This is a genomic window from Streptosporangium sp. NPDC002607 (genome assembly GCF_053592655.1).
Genome location: NZ_JBSFWD010000101.1, coordinates 1 through 15,436, shown reverse-complemented (window position 1 = coordinate 15,436; position 15,436 = coordinate 1). Strand labels below are relative to the sequence as shown.

The window sequence follows — 15,436 nt, the reverse complement described above, 5'->3', positions numbered from 1 at the left end:
CCTCGGCCCGCGCGCTCCGCGACCACCACCGCAACCTGACCGACGACCAGATCCGCGCCGTCGCCGCCACCGGCGGCGTGGTCTGCGTCAACTTCGTGCCGAGCTTCCTTGCCGCGGACCCCGCGGAGTTCACCGTGGACCGTCTGGTGGACCACATCGAGCACATCGCACAGGTCGGTGGCATCGACCACGTCGGCCTCGGCCCGGACTTCATCCGCGAGGTGCTGACCGACGTCACACCTCCGTGCTGCGAGGATCTCGGATACGGCGAGATCGACCCCCTGGCCGTCCTGCCCGGGCTGGCCGGCCCGAGCGGCCTGCCCCTGGTCACCGACGCCCTGCTCAAGCACGGCTTCGCCGACGAGGAGATCGTGAAGATCCTCGGCGGCAACGTCCTGCGGCTGTTCCGCGCGGAGCTGGGACGACCACGGTGAACCTGGACGTCATGCTTGAGGACCTGGAGGAACTCGTCGCGTGCGAGTCGTTCTCCGCCGACCACGAGGCGGTGGCCCGTAGCGCCCGGGTGGTCGCCGACCAAGGGTTCAGGAGGCTCGGCGCACGCCCCGAGACGATCGTGATCGGCGGGGTCACCCACCTGCGGTGGACCTTCGGCACGCCCCGGGTCCTGCTGGTCGGCCACCACGACACTGTCTGGCCGCTCGGGACGCTGGCCGAGCGCCCCTGGTCGGTGGCCGGCGGGATCGCCCGGGGGCCGGGGGTGTTCGACATGAAGGCCGGGCTGGTGCAGGCGTTCCACGCGCTGGCCGCGCTGCCGTCACCGGATGGGGTGTGCGTGCTGGTCACCGGCGACGAGGAGGTCGGTTCACCGTCCTCACGCGCGCTGATCGAGGAGTCGGCACGCGGCCGCGCGGCCGCGTTCGTGCTGGAGGCGAGCGCCGACGGCGGAGCGCTCAAGACGGCGCGCAAGGGTACGTCGGTCTACGAGCTCGTGGTGCGCGGAACGGCCGCACACGCCGGTCTGGAGCCCGAGAAGGGGGCCAACGCGGGGATCGAGCTGGCCCACCAGATCCTCGCCGTCACCGGGATCGCCGATCAGGTGAACGGTGGTCCTTCTGCCATGACGACGGCGGAGACGTCACCCGCCGCGACACGCGGGCTGCCTCTCCTTCCGGGTCGGCGGCCGGGCTCCGCGGCACCGGGGACGCCGTTCGGCGCGACGGCCCCCGGCGACCCCGCAGGCCTGGGCCCGACCACCGTCACGCCCACGGTGCTGTCGGCGGGGACCACGGTCAACACCGTGCCCGCGCTGGCCCGCGTGTCGGTGGACGTGCGGGTGCCCACCCTCGCCGCGCAGGAGCGGGTGGACGAACTGATGAGGGCACTGTCCCCCCGGCTCGCCGGAACCCGGCTGGAGGTGATCGGCGGCCCGAACCGTCCTCCCCTGGAGGAGGCCTCATCGGCCGGGCTGTTCGCCGTCGCCCGGCGGATCGCCGCCGGCCTCGGACTCGCCCCGCTCTCCGGTGTCGGAGTGGGCGGGGCCTCCGACGGCAACTACACCGCCGGAGCCGGCTGCCCCACCCTCGACGGGCTGGGCGCGGTGGGCGGCGGTGCCCACGCCGACAGTGAGCATGTGGTCGTGGCCGAGATGCCCGGCCGTACGGCGCTGCTGACCGGCCTGGTCCGGGCGATGCTCGGGTGAACGGCGTGGTGCTGCGCGAACTCCGCTCCATCGAGGAGCTGGAGGAGGTCTTCCGGCTGTTCGACGGCATCTGGCACCCCGATCCCGGCAGCGAGCCCATCACCGTCGAGCTCATGCGGGCGCTGTCACACGCGGGCAACTACGTGACCGGCGCCTACCAGGGCGACCGCCTGGTGGGCGCCTCGGTCGGCTTCCTCGCGGCCCCGGCCGGGCAGGTGCTGCACTCGCACATCACCGGCGCCGCCATCGGGCGCGGGATCGGATTCGCGCTCAAGCTGCACCAGCGCGGCTGGGCACTCGACCGGGGCCTGGATCGCATCACCTGGACCTACGACCCGCTGATACGCCGCAACGCCCACTTCAACCTGGTCAAACTCGGCGCCCGTCCCGAGAAGTACCTGCCGTCCTTCTACGGCGTCATGGAGGACGCGATCAACACCGGCGACGAGTCCGACCGGATGCTCGCCGTCTGGCGGCTGACCGAGCCTCGGGTACTGGCCGCCGTACGAGGCGAGCCGCACCGGCCGAAGATCCCGCCGGACGCGGTGACCGCCCTGGCCGAGTGCGACGGCCGCCCGGTCGCCGGACGGACCGACGCCCGGACGCTGCTGGTCGCGGTCCCGCCCGACATCGAGGCGCTGCGCCGCATCGACCCCGGCGCGGCCAAGGCATGGCGCCACGCCGTGCGCGACGTGCTGGGCACGCTGATGGGGGAAGGTGCCCGGGTGACCGGGTTCACCGGCGAGGGCCACTACCTCGTGGAACGGACCGTCTGACCGCCCTGACCGGCAAGGCCTGCGGCGGAAGGCCGGCACGGGCCGGGAGACCACCGGGAGCCGGTCGGCGGGGCACTCAGAGAAGGACGCGGCGCGAGCCGCGCGACATCCTGTAACGGGGTCGCCTGACCGGCGACGCTATCGGAGGGAGACGCGGCGGAGGCCGCACACCATCATGAAGATCACTGGAATCGAACTGCGGCGGATCAGGATGCCGCTGGTCGCCCCCTTCCGCACCTCGTTCGGCACCGAGACCGAACGCGACGTACTGCTCCTGCGCGTCGTCACCCCCGACGCCGAGGGCTGGGGCGAATGCGTCGCCATGTCCCAGCCGCTCTACTCCCCCGAATACGTCGACGGCGCCGCCGAGGTCCTGCGCCGCTTCCTCATCCCCGCCCTGCCCGCCCACACCGACGCCCACACCGCCGGCCGCGCCCTGCGGCCTTTCAAAGGTCACCGCATGGCCAAGGCCGCCCTGGAAACCGCCGTCCTGGACGCTCAGCTCCGCACCGGCGGCCAGTCCCTGGCCTCCTTCCTCGGCGCGGACACCGACCGCGTGCCCTGCGGAGTGTCGGTCGGCATCATGGACTCCATCCCCCAACTCCTCGACGCCGTCACCGGCTACCTCGACGAGGGCTACGCCCGGATCAAACTGAAGATCGAACCCGGCTGGGACCTCGCCCCCGTCCGCGCCGTCCGCGAACGCTTCGGCGAAGATCTCCTGCTACAGGTCGACGCCAACGCCGCCTATACCCTCGCCGACAGCACCCACCTGGCCAAACTCGACGACTTCGGCCTGCTGCTCATCGAACAGCCCCTCGCCAACGACGACATGCTTCAGCACGCCCGGCTCGCCACCCGGCTGACCACCCCCATCTGCCTGGACGAATCCATCGAATCAGCCGAACACGCCGCCGCCGCCATCACCCTGGGCGCCTGCTCGATCATCAACGTCAAACCCGGTCGGATCGGCGGCTACCTCGAAGCCTGCCGCATCCACGACCTGGCCCGCGCCCACGGCGTCGCCCTGTGGTGCGGCGGCATGCTGGAGACCGGCATCGGCCGCGCCGCCAACCTGGCCCTGGCCGCCCTGCCCGGCTTCACCCTGCCCGGTGACACCTCCGCCTCCCGCCGCTACTACGCCACCGACGTCACGCCGCCCTTCGAGCTGCACGACGGCCACATCGGCGTGCCCACCGGCCCCGGCATCGGCGTCGACCCCGTCCACGACATCCTGGAGGAGGTCACCGTCTCCACCGAATGGATCACCATCTAGCGGGCGTTTCCCGCCTCAGTGGGAAGAGGAGCCGGTCGTGGCGCACGCCGCGGCCGGTCTTCGGCTTCCCCCGTTCCGGACGGGAGAGAAGCGGGAGACCGGCCGTCTCTCAGCTGCGCCTGAGGCGGGGCACCGCCTCAAGCAGGGAGCGGGTGTAGTCGTCCTGGGGCGACCCCACCACGTCTTCGGTCGCCCCCATCTCGACCAGCCTGCCCCGGTGCATCACCGCGACGACATCGGAGACGTACCGGACCACGGCGAGGTTGTGCGAGATGAACAGCATCGACAGCCCGAGTTCCGCGCGCAGCGAGCGGACCAGGTTGAGCACCGAGCCCTGGACGGAGACGTCCAGGGCGGAGGTGATTTCGTCGGCGACCAGCAGCTCGGGGCGCGCGCCCAGCGCCCGGGCGACCGCCACCCGCTGGCGCTGACCACCGGACAGCTCACGCGGATAGCGCCCCGCCAGCGAGACGGGCAGCGACACCAGCGACAGTAACCGCTCCACCTCCGCCTGGCAGGCGGCGCGGGGCACGCGGAGCCCCTCGGCCACCGACGCGCCCACGGTCATCCGCGGGTCGAGCGAGGCGTAGGGATCCTGGAAGATCATTTGGATCCGCCGCGGATCACCGCCGACGATCTCACCGGTGTACGGCACCAGCCCGGTCACCGCCCTGGCCAGCGTGGACTTACCCGACCCGGACTCCCCCACCAGACCGACGATCGCCCCGGCCGGGATCTCCAGCGTGACGTCGTCGACGGCGGTGAACGCGCCGAACCGCACCGTCAGATTCTTAATGATCATGAAGCCTCCCAGCAGGCGACCTGATGCGCCTTGCCGTACGGGATCAGGGGCGGACGCTCGGCACAGCGGTCGGTCGCCAGCTCGCAGCGGGCCGCGAAGGCGCACCCCCCGCCGACCTCGACGGGTGCGGGCTGATGGCCGGGGATGCTGGCCAGCGGCAGGGACCTGTCGGTGTCCATGTCGGGCAGCGAGGCGACCAGCGCGCGGGTGTAGGGGTGCGCGGCGCCGAAGGCCAGCTTCTCGACCGGCAGTTCCTCGACCACCCGGCCCGCGTACATCACCACGACCCGATGGCACAGCTCGCCGACCACGGCGATGTCATGGGAGATGAACAGGGTCGCCGCGCCGGCCTCGCCGGTCACCTCGCGCAGCAGGCGCAGGATCTGCCGCTGCACGGTCACGTCGAGAGCGGTGGTCGGCTCGTCGGCGATGATCAGTCGCGGTGTGCCCATCAGGCCCATCGCGATCACCGCACGCTGCCTCATACCGCCGGACAGCTCGTGCGGGTGCTGCCGGGCCCGCCTGCCCGGCTCCGGAATCCGCACGTGCCCGAGCCGGTCCACGGCCCTGGTCCGGGCCTCGGCACGGCTCGCGCCCTGGTGCACGGTCGCCACCTCCGCGAGCTGCCCGCCGACCCTGAGCGCCGGGTTGAGCGAGGCCATCGGGTCCTGGAAGACCATCGCCAGCGACGTGCCGAGCAGCTTGCGGCGCTCCTGTTCCGGCAGCTCGCCGAGGTCGGCGCCACACAGCCGCAGCCGCGCCGCGCTCACCTCGCCCGGGTAGGGAACCAGCCCGCCGATCGCCGACGCGGTCAGGCTCTTGCCGCTGCCCGACTCCCCCACCAGGCCGACGATCTCGCCGGGCGCGACGGTCAGCGACAGCTCGCGCACCGGCGTCACACCGCCGGGGAAGGTGACGGTGAGGTCGCGCACCTCCAGTATCGCCTCCGGGTCGGGCTCGCCGGGCTCGGAGACGGCCTGCGGACGGGCCTTCCCCGCCGGTACGGCGGTGCGCGACGCGGCACGTGCCAGGGCGTCCCCCAGCAGGTTGAACCCGATGCCCGCGAGCGCCACCGCGACGGCGGGACCGAGAGCGACGGCCGGGGTGGCATAGATCCGGCCGAACCCCTCGAAGAGCAGCCGTCCCCAGTCGAATGACGGCGGTTGCACACCCAGGCCGAGGAAGGACATCCCGGCGAGCCCGAGAAGCGCGCCGCCCAGCACCTGGGCGAGATTGAGGATCAGCGGTTCGGCGATGTTGGGCAGGATGTGGCTCGTCATGACGCGCCGCCGGGAGACGCCGAGCATGCGAGCCGCCGAGACGTAGTCGGCTCCGGCCACCGAAGCGGCGAGTGTCTGGGTAAGCCGGGCGAACCCGGGCGCGATGGCCGCACCGATGCCCAGTACCGCCCCTCGCGCGCCGAGCCCCGCGATCACCGCGGTGAACATCGCGAGCAGCAGGCCGGGAAAAGCGACCAGCGCGTTGACCGTACCGGTGACCAGCCGCGCGGCGCGGTGGGGCAGCACCGCGGGCAATGCGCCGAGGATGATCCCGGCGGTCGCGCCGATGAGCGTGGCCAGCAGGGCGAGACCGAGGGAGATCCGCCCGGCGACCAGCACCCGGGCGAGGATGTCACGGCCCAGGTTGTCGGTACCGAGCGGGTGCGCGGCCGAGGACCCCTGGAGGATGGCCCCGGAGTCGATGTACTCCGCCTCGGCGCCCCACAGCGGGGGCCCGACGATCGCCAGAACCACCATGAGCGTGACCAGGACGGTCCCGGCAAGCCCGGCGGGGGTACGCAGCAGGTGCCGCATCAACTCTCCTTCAGGGCGGAGGTGGGATCGAGCACGCCGAGCAGCAGGTCGACGCCGAGGTTCACCACCAGCACGATCGCGCCGTAGACGAGAATCACGCCTTGGGCGACCGGATAGTCCTTCTGCGTGATGGACTCCACGATCCGGAGTCCCAGGCCCGGCCAGGCGAAGACGTACTCGACGAGCACGCTCCCGGCGATCAGGCCGGCGAGCAGCAGTCCGCCCACGGTCAGGGTCGCGGTGAGCGTGTTGGGCAGGACGTGCCGGACGTACAGCCGTGCGGCGGGCAGTCGCTTGGCCCGTGCCAGCCGGACGTAGTCGGCGCCCAGTTCACGCAGCGTCTCCACCCGGGAGATGCGGGCGATCATCGCCGTGGGCGCGAGGGCCAGGGCGATGATCGGCAGAACGTAGGAGAGAGGCCCTGCCTGGCCCGCGGGTGGGAACCAGCCGAGTCCGATCGCGAACACGGTCACCAAGGCGATCGAGTAGAGGAATTCGGGGACGGCGATGGCCGTACCGGTCACCGAGGTGAAAGTCGCCTCGGTGCCCCGGTTGCGGCCGTTCTCGGTGCGGATCGCGGCCCACATGCCGAGCGGCACCGCTACGAGCAGGGCGACGGCGGTCGCGAGCAGGGCGATCGAGAGGGTGTTGGGGAGCCGGGCGGCGATGATCTCGCCGACCGGCTCCCCGCTGAGGAAGGATGTGCCGAACTCCCCTTTCAGCACGTCGCGGATGTAGGACAGCAGCTGGGACAGGATCGGCTGGTCCAGCCCGAGCGCCTCACGCCTGGCGGCGATCAGCTCGACCGGAGCGGCCGGGCCGAGCGAGGCGCGCACAGGGTCACCTGGGATCAGGCGGATCATCGCGAAGGACGCGACGAGCAGCGCGGCCATCGAGACGGCGAACCGGACGACGTGCCGGAGCACGAACGCGCCACGTGCTCGGCCGGTGAGCATCCGCCCGCCGGCCCTCCGGCCCGCGGCGGGCGGGCGGGCATCGGACGGGCCGGAGACGGGCGGGCGCGGGGAGTCGGCCATTCAGTCTGCCTCGGTCATCCGGATCGAGGTCGGCCAGAACACGCCGGCCCGCATGTCGAACGTCGCGTTCTTGGCGACGATCAGGGCGGTGGTGTCCACGACCGGTACCAAGTCGGCGTTTTCGAACAGCGCGGACTCCGATTCCCGCCAGAGCCCGCAGCTCTCCTCACCCGGCTTGAGCCCGGCCTCGGTGACCAGTTTCTCGTAGCGGGTGTTGGCCAGGTGAGCGAAGTTGCCACCCTTCGGCGCGGTCGGGCCGGACAGGAACCCGATGAGCTGCGAGGGCAACGTGACGTTGATCGGCAGCCAGACGACGTCCCAGTTCTGGGTGACGGTGAGCGACTCCGACAGCTTGGTTTCGATGACGCCGTTGAGCGTGACCTCGGCGCCCACCTTCTTCCACGCCGCGGCGAGGTATTCGACCGCGGCCTGCACTCCCGCCCCCATGGCGGTGGTGTAGAGCAGGCGCAGGGTCAGCTTCCGGCCGTCCTTGGCGCGGACACCGTCGGAACCGGCCTTCCACCCGGCGGCGTCCAGCGCGGCGGCCGCGGCGGCCTCGTCGAAGGCCGGGACATGGCCGGTGACCGTGTCACCCTGGCAGGGCCGCGGCTCATTGACCAGTCCGGTGATGGGACGGCCGGTGCCGCTGGAGGCGATCTTGGCGAGCTCCTTGACGTTGACCGCCTGGGTGAGCGCCTTGCGCACCGCCGGATCCTTCGCGGGGCGGCCGTCGCCCTGGTGGTAGAAGAACTGCCCGTTGCCCGCCGACTGGACGGCCTTGCCGATCCCCGGGAGGGCCTCCAACCGCGTGCGGTCGGCGCCGTATATGACCGCGCCGTTGAGGTCGCCGGAGATCAGCATGTTGGCCGCCGTCTGCTGGTTCGGCACGACCTTCAGCACGACCCTGGCCGGTTGGCCGGGCTCCTTCGTGGTGGCGCCGCCGGGTCCCCACACGTAGTCCTCGCGCAGCTTGAAGGTGTAGTGATCGCTGGGCACCGCCTCCTCGAGTTGGTAGGGACCGGAGCCCGAGGTACCCCGGGCCAGCACGGAACGGTCCTTGATCCCCTTGCCGCAGACGATGAACATCAGCGGGGTGCTCTCCAGAATGAAGCTGAACGGTTTCGGAGTGGACAGCCGCACTGTTCCGGCCGCGTCGTCCGCCTCCGCCTTCATCCCCGTGGGGACGATCACGCCGTAGATGGATGACTTGGTGGCGGGGTCGGTGATGTGGTCGACGTTCGCGGCCACGTCGGCGGGAGTGAGCTTGGAGCCGTCGGAGCAGGTGACGTCCTTGCGGAGGGTGAAGGTCACCGAGTCGGGCTTGACGTCCCATTTCTCGGCGAGCCCGGGGAGGATCTTCCCGTCGGGCCCGTTGTGGACAAGCGTGTCGTAAGCGAACGACAGCAAGGTGTTGGTGACCGACAACACGGTGGTGGCCGGATCGAGTACACCGGGATCGCTGTTGATCGCGAGGGTGAAGGTGCCGCCGTCGGCGGGTTTTCCCGGCTGGGTGCCCGCCGGGCCGCCGCACGCGGCTGCGAACAGGCTGAGGGCGCCGAGCGCGGCCGCCGCTCCCGTGTTTCTCATGAGGACTCCAGGAAGCTGGGGTGATGCCCCACATTTGCCGGTTCCCGGCGATCCTTCTTCGTCCCCGCTCACAAAAAGCGGGCGGCCTATCGTCCTATGGCCCAAAGATCCGCATCTGGAGCATCACGGCCAGCCGGGCCTCGGGATCGGCCAGATCCAGGCCGCTGATCTCAGTGAGCCGCTTCAACCGGTAGCGGAAGGTGTTGGCGTGCACGTGCACCCTGGCCGATGCGGCGTTGACATCGCCGAACGCGTCCAGATACGCCCGCAGGGTGGCGGCCAGCTCGCTGCCGTGCTCGGTGTCATGGTCCAGGAGCCGCCGGTAGGGGCCGCTGGGTGTCTGCTCCTCGGCCTGGACCAGGTCCGAGAGCTGAAGCAGCAACGACTCGAAGTGCACGCCGGTGTAACCGGCGACCACGCCGGAGGCCCCGCGGGCGCGCAGCACCCGCAGCGCCCGGTCGGCGTCTGCCCGGGACCTGGCCACCTCCGTCAGGTTGCGTGCCATCCGTCCGACCCCGATATTGGCGGCGTGCCGGGAACCGACGCGGGTGAGAAAACTCTCGGCGGCCCGCAGGGACCGCGTCTCCTCCTCACCGGCGGCATGCAGGGGCAGTACGGCATAGGCCACCGAGCCGACCATCGCGGCGGCGGCTCTGGGATGGATGGCGCCGACGTGCAGGGCGAACGCGTCACAGAACCGCTGCCTGTCGCTCTCCCCGCGGGAGGCGTCGGCATCGGGCCCGTCGCTGAGCTGAGCGGCGAGTACGCAGAGGCGCTCGCTGGCGATGCCGAGCCGGCCGGCGGCCTCTGCGGCGTCCCCGCCGCCGGCCAGCACCGTGGACAGCAGGTCGGCACGGAGCCGTCGCCGGGTGTCGGCCCCGGCCCGCTGGCGGAGCAGCTGCAGTGAGACGATCTTCGCTGCGTCGACGAGGGCCTGCTGACGCTGTTCGCTCAGCGGCTCCCGCACCACTGCCCAGATGGAGCCGAGGATCTCATCTCCCGACCGGACGGCCACCGCCACCCGATTGATGATGTCGTCGTCCAGCTCCATGTAGACCGGCTCGCGACTCTGGTAGAGCTGCCGGAAGAACCCGCGCTGCTCCAGCATCCGCCGGTACCGTTCCGGAACCTGGCGGCCGAGCACGGTCTCCACCCTCCCCGGATCGGCCTCGTCCTGCCGCCCGGAGTAGGCCAGCACCCGTGAGGACCGGTCCTCGATGGTGATCGGCGCGTCCAGCAGCGCGCACACGGCGTTGGCCAGCGCGAACAGGTCATCGGGTGGGGTCTCCCCCGGTTCGGTGAGATCACCCTCGGCCAGCAGGGAGCGCAGCAGCGCGGCCACCTGTGCCCATGAGGCGGCCCGGGTGAGGCCCAGCACCGCGACCCCGGTCTCGCGGACCTTCGCGCGGACGAGGTCGTCGACGTCCATCGGTTGCTTGACGACGACACCCGCCGCCGGGCCCGCCGCGTCGAGCAGGGCGCAGATCTGCTCGGCGTGGTCGACCCCGACGGCGAGCAGGATGCCCCCTTCGGGCAGGAGCAGTTCGTCGAGAGGGTCGTAGATGTGGACGCCGGTGACCTCGGTGTCGAGCTCTCCGGGGGAGACGGCCACGTCCAGCACGGTGCTTCCCAGATCCTCCAGGATGCGTCGCAGGCTGGCACGCGGCCGATCACTCATCCGCTCACGATAGCGAACGTAGATTGACATCAACGGATCTCCCGGCACCCGTGCCGCCGGATGCCTCGTGCGTGGCGTCACGCACGGCGCAGCGCCCGCCCGTTGTGAAGGTAGGCGGCGCGGCCGTCCTCCATAACGAAGGTGAGGGTCTCATACCTGCCGTTCTCCGGTTCCGCGGCGACGAAGGAGTGACCCCGGTGGTGCACGAACCGGGTGGTGGTGCCGGGGACTCCCACCTCCACCATCAACGCGCCGGGGACCGTGACGATCTCCAGGGCCCCGTCCGTCTCGGTCACCTCATAGGCCAGCATCGGCCCCTCGTACCTGCCGGTGTACGGCGCGAGCTCCACGACCTCCGGTGTCTCGGCCGGGACCGGGAAGTCCGGCACGCCGAGGCCGGTGGCCTCGGCCATCATCGGCAGGGCCACGTCGGTGAGCAGCCCCATGAAGCCGGCCCCGTTGGCGCTCATCGCGATCGTGAAACCGGCTCCCGGCACGACCCGCCAGAACGTGCTCTGCCCGAGCGTCCCGCCGTCGTGCCCGAAGACCTCGCCGCCCCAGTCGAACAGCTCGAGGCCGAGCCCCCAGCGGTCACCGAGCATCCCGGAGATCCCGGGAACGGCGACCTGCGCGGTCCGCATGGCGGCGACCGTCTCCTGCGACAGCAGCCGGGTGCCGTCCTCGGCCAGGCCTCCGGCGATGAACATCCGGCCGAAACGGACCAGCTCGCGCGGGGCCAGGCACATGGACGCGCCCGCGGGATCGTTGGATCTCGGCATCGCCCATGTGCGATGGACGGTGCCCTCGGGCCCGACGTGCCCGGCTGCGGCGCGGAACAGGACGGCCTCCTCGGGGAGGAGCGCCCACTGCGTGGCACCGAGCGGGCCCAGCAGGTGCTCGCGCATCGCCTGGTGCCACGTGGTGCCCCGCATGCGCTCGACCAGCGCGCCGAGGACGCAGTAGCCGGCGTTGCAGTAGGAGAACAGCGCGCCCGGCGCGTGTACGTGACCCGCGTCGTGCAGGTAGCCCACATACCTGTCCAGGCAGTCGTCGCCGCGCCCGGTGTCCTCGAACAGATCGCCGTCGAAGCCGCCGCTGTGGGTGAGCAGGTGCCGGACGGTGATGACCTTCTCCGAGCCGTCGGCGACGGCGAACTCCGGTAGATACTCACGGACCGGCCGGTCCAGCTCGACCAGTCCCTCCTCCGCGAGCTGCATGACCAGGGCGGCGGTCCACACCTTGGTGGTGGAGCCGACCTGGAAGACGCTGTCAGCCGTGGTCTCCACGCCGGTGTTCCTGTTCAGCACACCGGTGGCGACCTCGGTGAGCTCGCCGTCCGCCAAGACCGCCAGCGCGGCGCCCGGCACGCCGTGTCGGCGGGCCGCCTCGTCGAAACGCTCCTGCAGGTTCTCGAACATGCCGGCCCCTAATCGATCTTGGGCGTGGCACGCACGCCCAGGTGAACATACGACGACCCGTCGGCGAGCTCGTAGAAGACGGCCGACGCCCACTGAGGTTCACCTTCCGGGCGGCCGACGAAGGTGGTGCCGTCCACCGGCACGAGGTCGAACTCCATGGGGGGCTGCATCCCGGCGAGGGCTCCGGTGGCCTCGGCGTAGATCGCGAGCCGTCCGTCACGGGCGGTCAGCGTCATCCGGGCACCCGCCCGCTCGTACACACCGGTATACCGTTCCACGTCGGTCTCGAACGGCTCGGCCGGAGGACCCAGCACAGGCGGTACGGACAGGCCGAGCAGCTCGTCGAAGAGCTCGGTCGCCAGGGCGTGCTGGAACGCGCCGGTGTGACCGCCGTTGGCCAGCACGCACACCACGGTGTCGCTGTCGGGTACGGCCCAGAGCATGGCCGCCTGGCCGATGGTGTTGCCACCGTGGGAGATGATCCGGTGGCCGTCCCATTCATCGAGGATCCAGCCGATACCCCACTGCTTCCCGAGGGTGTGCGGGTTGGGGATGTCCACCTGCGGCTCCCACATCGCCCGCGGGTCGGCGAGCAGCCCGGTGCCCAGATGCGCGCGGGCGAAGGCCACGACGTCGGCGGGACGTGCGCAGATCAACCCCGCCGGGCCGCAGGAGCGCATCAGGCCCCAGACGGGGGCGGGCGCGCCGTCGACGTGGCCCATGGCGGCGCGGAAGCGCAGCACGTCCTCCGGCAGGGTCCAGGTGTGGGTCAGGCCGAGCGGCTCGATGATCTGCTCGCGCAGCGCGGCGTCCCACCCCTTGCCGGTGAGGCGCTCGACGATGCGCCCGGCGATGATGAAACCCGAGTTGCAGTACGACTGGGTGGCACCGAGAGGGTGGTTCTGCGCGAGGTTCGCGCAGGCCTCGACGTACTTCTCGATGCAGTCGTCACCACGGCCGGTGTCGAGGAACAGGTCCCCGTCGATGCCGGAGGTGTGCGAGAGCAGGTGCCTGATGGTGACGGTCTTGGTCACCTCGGGGTCGGCGACCCGGAACTCCGGCAGGACCTCGGCGACCGGGGTGTCGAGCGTCAGCTCGCCCCGCTCGACGAGGAGCATGATCTGGGTGGCGGTCCAGACCTTGGTGACCGAGCCGATCTGGAAGAGCGAGTCGGTGGTCGTCTCCACCCCGGTCTCCACGTTGAGCACGCCCGCGGCGAACTCGTGCACCTCCCCCTCGTGCAGGAAGGCCAGGCTCGCGCCGGGAACCTCGTACTCGGTGATCAGCTCGGCGAGACGGGCGTGCCAGCGACCGGGATCCACTGCTCCAGCCATTCGACGATCCTTTCGTTGTAGTCCACCCGATGGGACGGACGGCCGTTGAGGATGAAAAGGTGAGAGCCACCCGGGTAGCGAACCAGCCGTACCGGCACGTTCCGCTCGCGCAGCGCGGCGAACCACTGCTCGGCCTGGCCGACGGGGCACCGGTCGTCGTTCTCACCGTGCAGGATCAGGGTGGGCGTGGTCACCTGAGCCACGTGGCTCATCGGGGACTGGGCCGCGATGTCGCCGCGGCACTCGTACGTCTTCAGGAGGTGTCCCGCGTCGGAGGTGCCGGCCATGCTGACCAGGTCGCTGACGCACCCGCCCGGGATGGCGGCCTTGAACCGGCCGGTCTGGGTGGGCAGCCAGCAGGAGATGTAGCCGCCGTAGCTGTAGCCGGTCACCGCGAGCCGGTCGGGGTCGGCGACGCCTTCGGCGACCAGTTGGTCGATCGGGCTCAGGAAGTCACCGGTGTCGGCGAGGCCCCAGGCGCCGAGCGCGGCGGTGTAGAACGCCTCGCCGTACCCGTCGCTGCCCCGGGGGTTGAGGGTGAGCACGGTCCAGCCCCGTGCGGCGAGCACCTGATGGTAGAGGTGCACGCCGTCGAAGACCGGCGCCCAGGTGTTGTGGGGGCCGCCGTGCGCGTCCAGCAGGAGCGGTCCGGGCTCGGTGAGCGTCTCATCCCGCAGCACGAAACCCTCGACCGGTGTCCCGTCGGGGGCGGTGAAGGTACGGCTTCGCGGGGTGAACAGCTCGACGCCGGGGAGCGCGTAGGCGGAGAGCCTTGTCGTCTCCGGCGCCGTCACTCCGGGTACGGCCGGGACATCGCCTGACGGGGCACCGGCCAGGTCCGCGGTGAGGTCCGCGAGATAGACCTCTCCCGCGCTGTCCGGCGTCGCGGCGACGTAGGCGATCCTGCCCCCCACGGCGCTGACCCCGGACACCACCCGGTCCCCACCGACGATCTTCTCGCCGGGGGCCCGGTAGAGGTGGGTGAAGCCACCGTCACGGGCGCAGAAGATCAGGTCGTCCCCCGCCAGCTGAGGCGTCGCGCCGGGATAGCCCGGCGCGCCGAGCATGACGTTGCGGTCGAGTCCGGTTTTGACCTCCACGAGCCCGTCCGTTCCGAGCTCGAACAGGCGGACGTGCCCGACGGGGTCACCGGCGTATCCGGTGACCAGCAGCCGTCCGCCCAGCCACCAGACCCCCGTGCAGATCACACCGGGGCCGGTGAGCCGCTCGGGTTCGCCGCCGGAGGCGTCCACCGAGTAGACCTCGCTGCTGACGACCAGGTCGCGGTCGGGCTCCATGCTCGCGGTGAAGGCGAGCCGCCGGCCGTCCGGCGACCAGGACGGCTCACCCGCGTGGAAGTCGCCCGCGGTGAGCTGCCCGGTCTCACCCGTCGCCACGTCCACCACGAAGAGGTGCGTGGTGAGGCCGCGCAGCAGGCCCGCGCCATCGGCCTTGTACTCCAGGCTGTCGGCCACGACCGGGGCGTTCCGGTCGAGGTCGCCGTGCGGCGCGCCGTACGCGATCCTGGTGCCGTCGGGGGACCAGACCGCCGGGCCCGCGCCCAGTGCCGCGGTGGTGAGGACGCGGGGCTCTCCGCCGTTCATCGGCAGCAGATGAAGCTGTGGTTTTCCCTCCACGGGGCGGAGGAAGGCCAGCGAGCTTCCGTCGGGCGACCAGCGCGGGGAGGAGTCGCGTGGGCCACCCGTCAGACGGCGCGGCTCGGCGCCGGGTGCGGCCAGCCAGAGTTCGGACCGGTTCTCGTCGGATTCCCGATCGGCGGTGGTGACCACGTAGGCCACGGTGCTCCCCCCGGGATGCAGCCGGGGGTCCGCCGGTATCGCGATGTGATACAGGTCGCTGAGGGAGAGGCGAGGCATGTCCGAACGTTAAGCCCACCCAGGCGACGCTTCTTCGGCCTCCACGACGAACCGGCCCCGATCCGTTGTGTCGTTCTCCAATCGCCTCGCGGGAGCGCCTGCTCACAGCCGTCGAGGGGTGCGTCCACCGGGGTCCGGAAACGGTTGTGCCGCCGGGCCGCCACGGCTCCGGCGGCA

At 71.2% G+C, this 15,436-nt stretch carries 12 protein-coding genes; 4 read left to right on the top strand and 8 right to left on the bottom strand.

The features are described 5' to 3' along the window. The 4 genes from ACWD3H_RS46075 to menC all read left to right on the top strand — a co-directional run. On the top strand, window positions 1-434 hold a 434-nt coding region (locus ACWD3H_RS46075; protein WP_451959558.1), incomplete at its 5' end, for a dipeptidase. Continuing rightward, complete coding sequence (locus ACWD3H_RS46070; RefSeq protein ID WP_355562022.1) at window positions 431-1,660, top strand: M20 family metallopeptidase; 1,230 nt, start codon at window positions 431-433, stop codon at window positions 1,658-1,660. The genes ACWD3H_RS46075 and ACWD3H_RS46070, both read left to right, overlap by 4 nt. Further along, the gene (locus tag ACWD3H_RS46065) at window positions 1,657-2,436 is read left to right on the top strand and encodes a GNAT family N-acetyltransferase (protein WP_451959557.1); all 780 of its coding nucleotides are present in this window, start codon (window positions 1,657-1,659) and stop codon (window positions 2,434-2,436) included. The genes ACWD3H_RS46070 and ACWD3H_RS46065 overlap by 4 nt, the downstream gene beginning before the upstream one ends. 175 nt (window positions 2,437-2,611) lie before the next feature. After that, window positions 2,612-3,712, top strand: coding sequence for an o-succinylbenzoate synthase (gene menC, locus ACWD3H_RS46060; RefSeq protein WP_451959556.1), 1,101 nt, complete (start codon window positions 2,612-2,614; stop codon window positions 3,710-3,712). Window positions 3,713-3,821: 109 nt separating this feature from the next. Here the strand turns inward: menC and ACWD3H_RS46055 are convergent, their stop codons facing one another. The 8 genes from ACWD3H_RS46055 to ACWD3H_RS46020 all read right to left on the bottom strand — a co-directional run bounded on the left by ACWD3H_RS46055 (window position 3,822) and on the right by ACWD3H_RS46020 (window position 15,259). Continuing rightward, window positions 3,822-4,514 (bottom strand): ABC transporter ATP-binding protein, encoded by a 693-nt coding sequence (locus ACWD3H_RS46055; protein WP_451959555.1) that lies wholly within the window; start codon window positions 4,512-4,514, stop codon window positions 3,822-3,824. Then, window positions 4,511-6,328, bottom strand: coding sequence for a dipeptide/oligopeptide/nickel ABC transporter permease/ATP-binding protein (locus ACWD3H_RS46050; RefSeq protein WP_451959554.1), 1,818 nt, complete (start codon window positions 6,326-6,328; stop codon window positions 4,511-4,513). Before ACWD3H_RS46050 ends, ACWD3H_RS46055 begins: the two co-directional genes overlap by 4 nt. Beyond that, entirely contained in the window at window positions 6,328-7,365 is a 1,038-nt protein-coding gene (locus ACWD3H_RS46045) for an ABC transporter permease (RefSeq protein WP_451959553.1), read from the bottom strand. The genes ACWD3H_RS46050 and ACWD3H_RS46045 overlap by 1 nt, the downstream gene beginning before the upstream one ends. Beyond that, window positions 7,366-8,952, bottom strand: coding sequence for an ABC transporter substrate-binding protein (locus ACWD3H_RS46040; RefSeq protein WP_451959552.1), 1,587 nt, complete (start codon window positions 8,950-8,952; stop codon window positions 7,366-7,368). A 94-nt stretch (window positions 8,953-9,046) separates the two neighbouring features. After that, window positions 9,047-10,630: a PucR family transcriptional regulator gene (locus ACWD3H_RS46035; protein WP_451959551.1), complete on the bottom strand. Its 1,584-nt coding sequence runs from the start codon at window positions 10,628-10,630 to the stop codon at window positions 9,047-9,049. 77 nt (window positions 10,631-10,707) lie between these two features. After that, complete coding sequence (locus tag ACWD3H_RS46030; RefSeq protein ID WP_451959550.1) at window positions 10,708-12,048, bottom strand: serine hydrolase domain-containing protein; 1,341 nt, start codon at window positions 12,046-12,048, stop codon at window positions 10,708-10,710. A gap of 8 nt (window positions 12,049-12,056) precedes the next feature. Further along, window positions 12,057-13,382, bottom strand: coding sequence for a serine hydrolase (locus ACWD3H_RS46025; protein WP_451959549.1), 1,326 nt, complete (start codon window positions 13,380-13,382; stop codon window positions 12,057-12,059). Beyond that, the gene (locus ACWD3H_RS46020) at window positions 13,331-15,259 is read right to left on the bottom strand and encodes a S9 family peptidase (RefSeq protein WP_451959548.1); all 1,929 of its coding nucleotides are present in this window, start codon (window positions 15,257-15,259) and stop codon (window positions 13,331-13,333) included. Before ACWD3H_RS46020 ends, ACWD3H_RS46025 begins: the two co-directional genes overlap by 52 nt. Window positions 15,260-15,436: the final 177 nt, after the last annotated feature.

Excerpts from the sequence above, each read along its gene's own strand:
- ACWD3H_RS46045 (WP_451959553.1), bottom strand. The coding sequence starts at position 7,365 with ATGGCCGACTCCCCGCGCCCGCCCGTCTCCGGCCCGTCCGATGCCCGC.
- ACWD3H_RS46055 (WP_451959555.1), bottom strand. The coding sequence starts at position 4,514 with ATGATCATTAAGAATCTGACGGTGCGGTTCGGCGCGTTCACCGCCGTC.
- menC (WP_451959556.1), top strand. The coding sequence starts at position 2,612 with ATGAAGATCACTGGAATCGAACTGCGGCGGATCAGGATGCCGCTGGTC.
- ACWD3H_RS46020 (WP_451959548.1), bottom strand. The coding sequence starts at position 15,259 with ATGCCTCGCCTCTCCCTCAGCGACCTGTATCACATCGCGATACCGGCG.
- ACWD3H_RS46030 (WP_451959550.1), bottom strand. The coding sequence starts at position 12,048 with ATGTTCGAGAACCTGCAGGAGCGTTTCGACGAGGCGGCCCGCCGACAC.
- ACWD3H_RS46025 (WP_451959549.1), bottom strand. The coding sequence starts at position 13,382 with ATGGCTGGAGCAGTGGATCCCGGTCGCTGGCACGCCCGTCTCGCCGAG.
- ACWD3H_RS46035 (WP_451959551.1), bottom strand. The coding sequence starts at position 10,630 with ATGAGTGATCGGCCGCGTGCCAGCCTGCGACGCATCCTGGAGGATCTG.
- ACWD3H_RS46040 (WP_451959552.1), bottom strand. The coding sequence starts at position 8,952 with ATGAGAAACACGGGAGCGGCGGCCGCGCTCGGCGCCCTCAGCCTGTTC.
- ACWD3H_RS46050 (WP_451959554.1), bottom strand. The coding sequence starts at position 6,328 with ATGCGGCACCTGCTGCGTACCCCCGCCGGGCTTGCCGGGACCGTCCTG.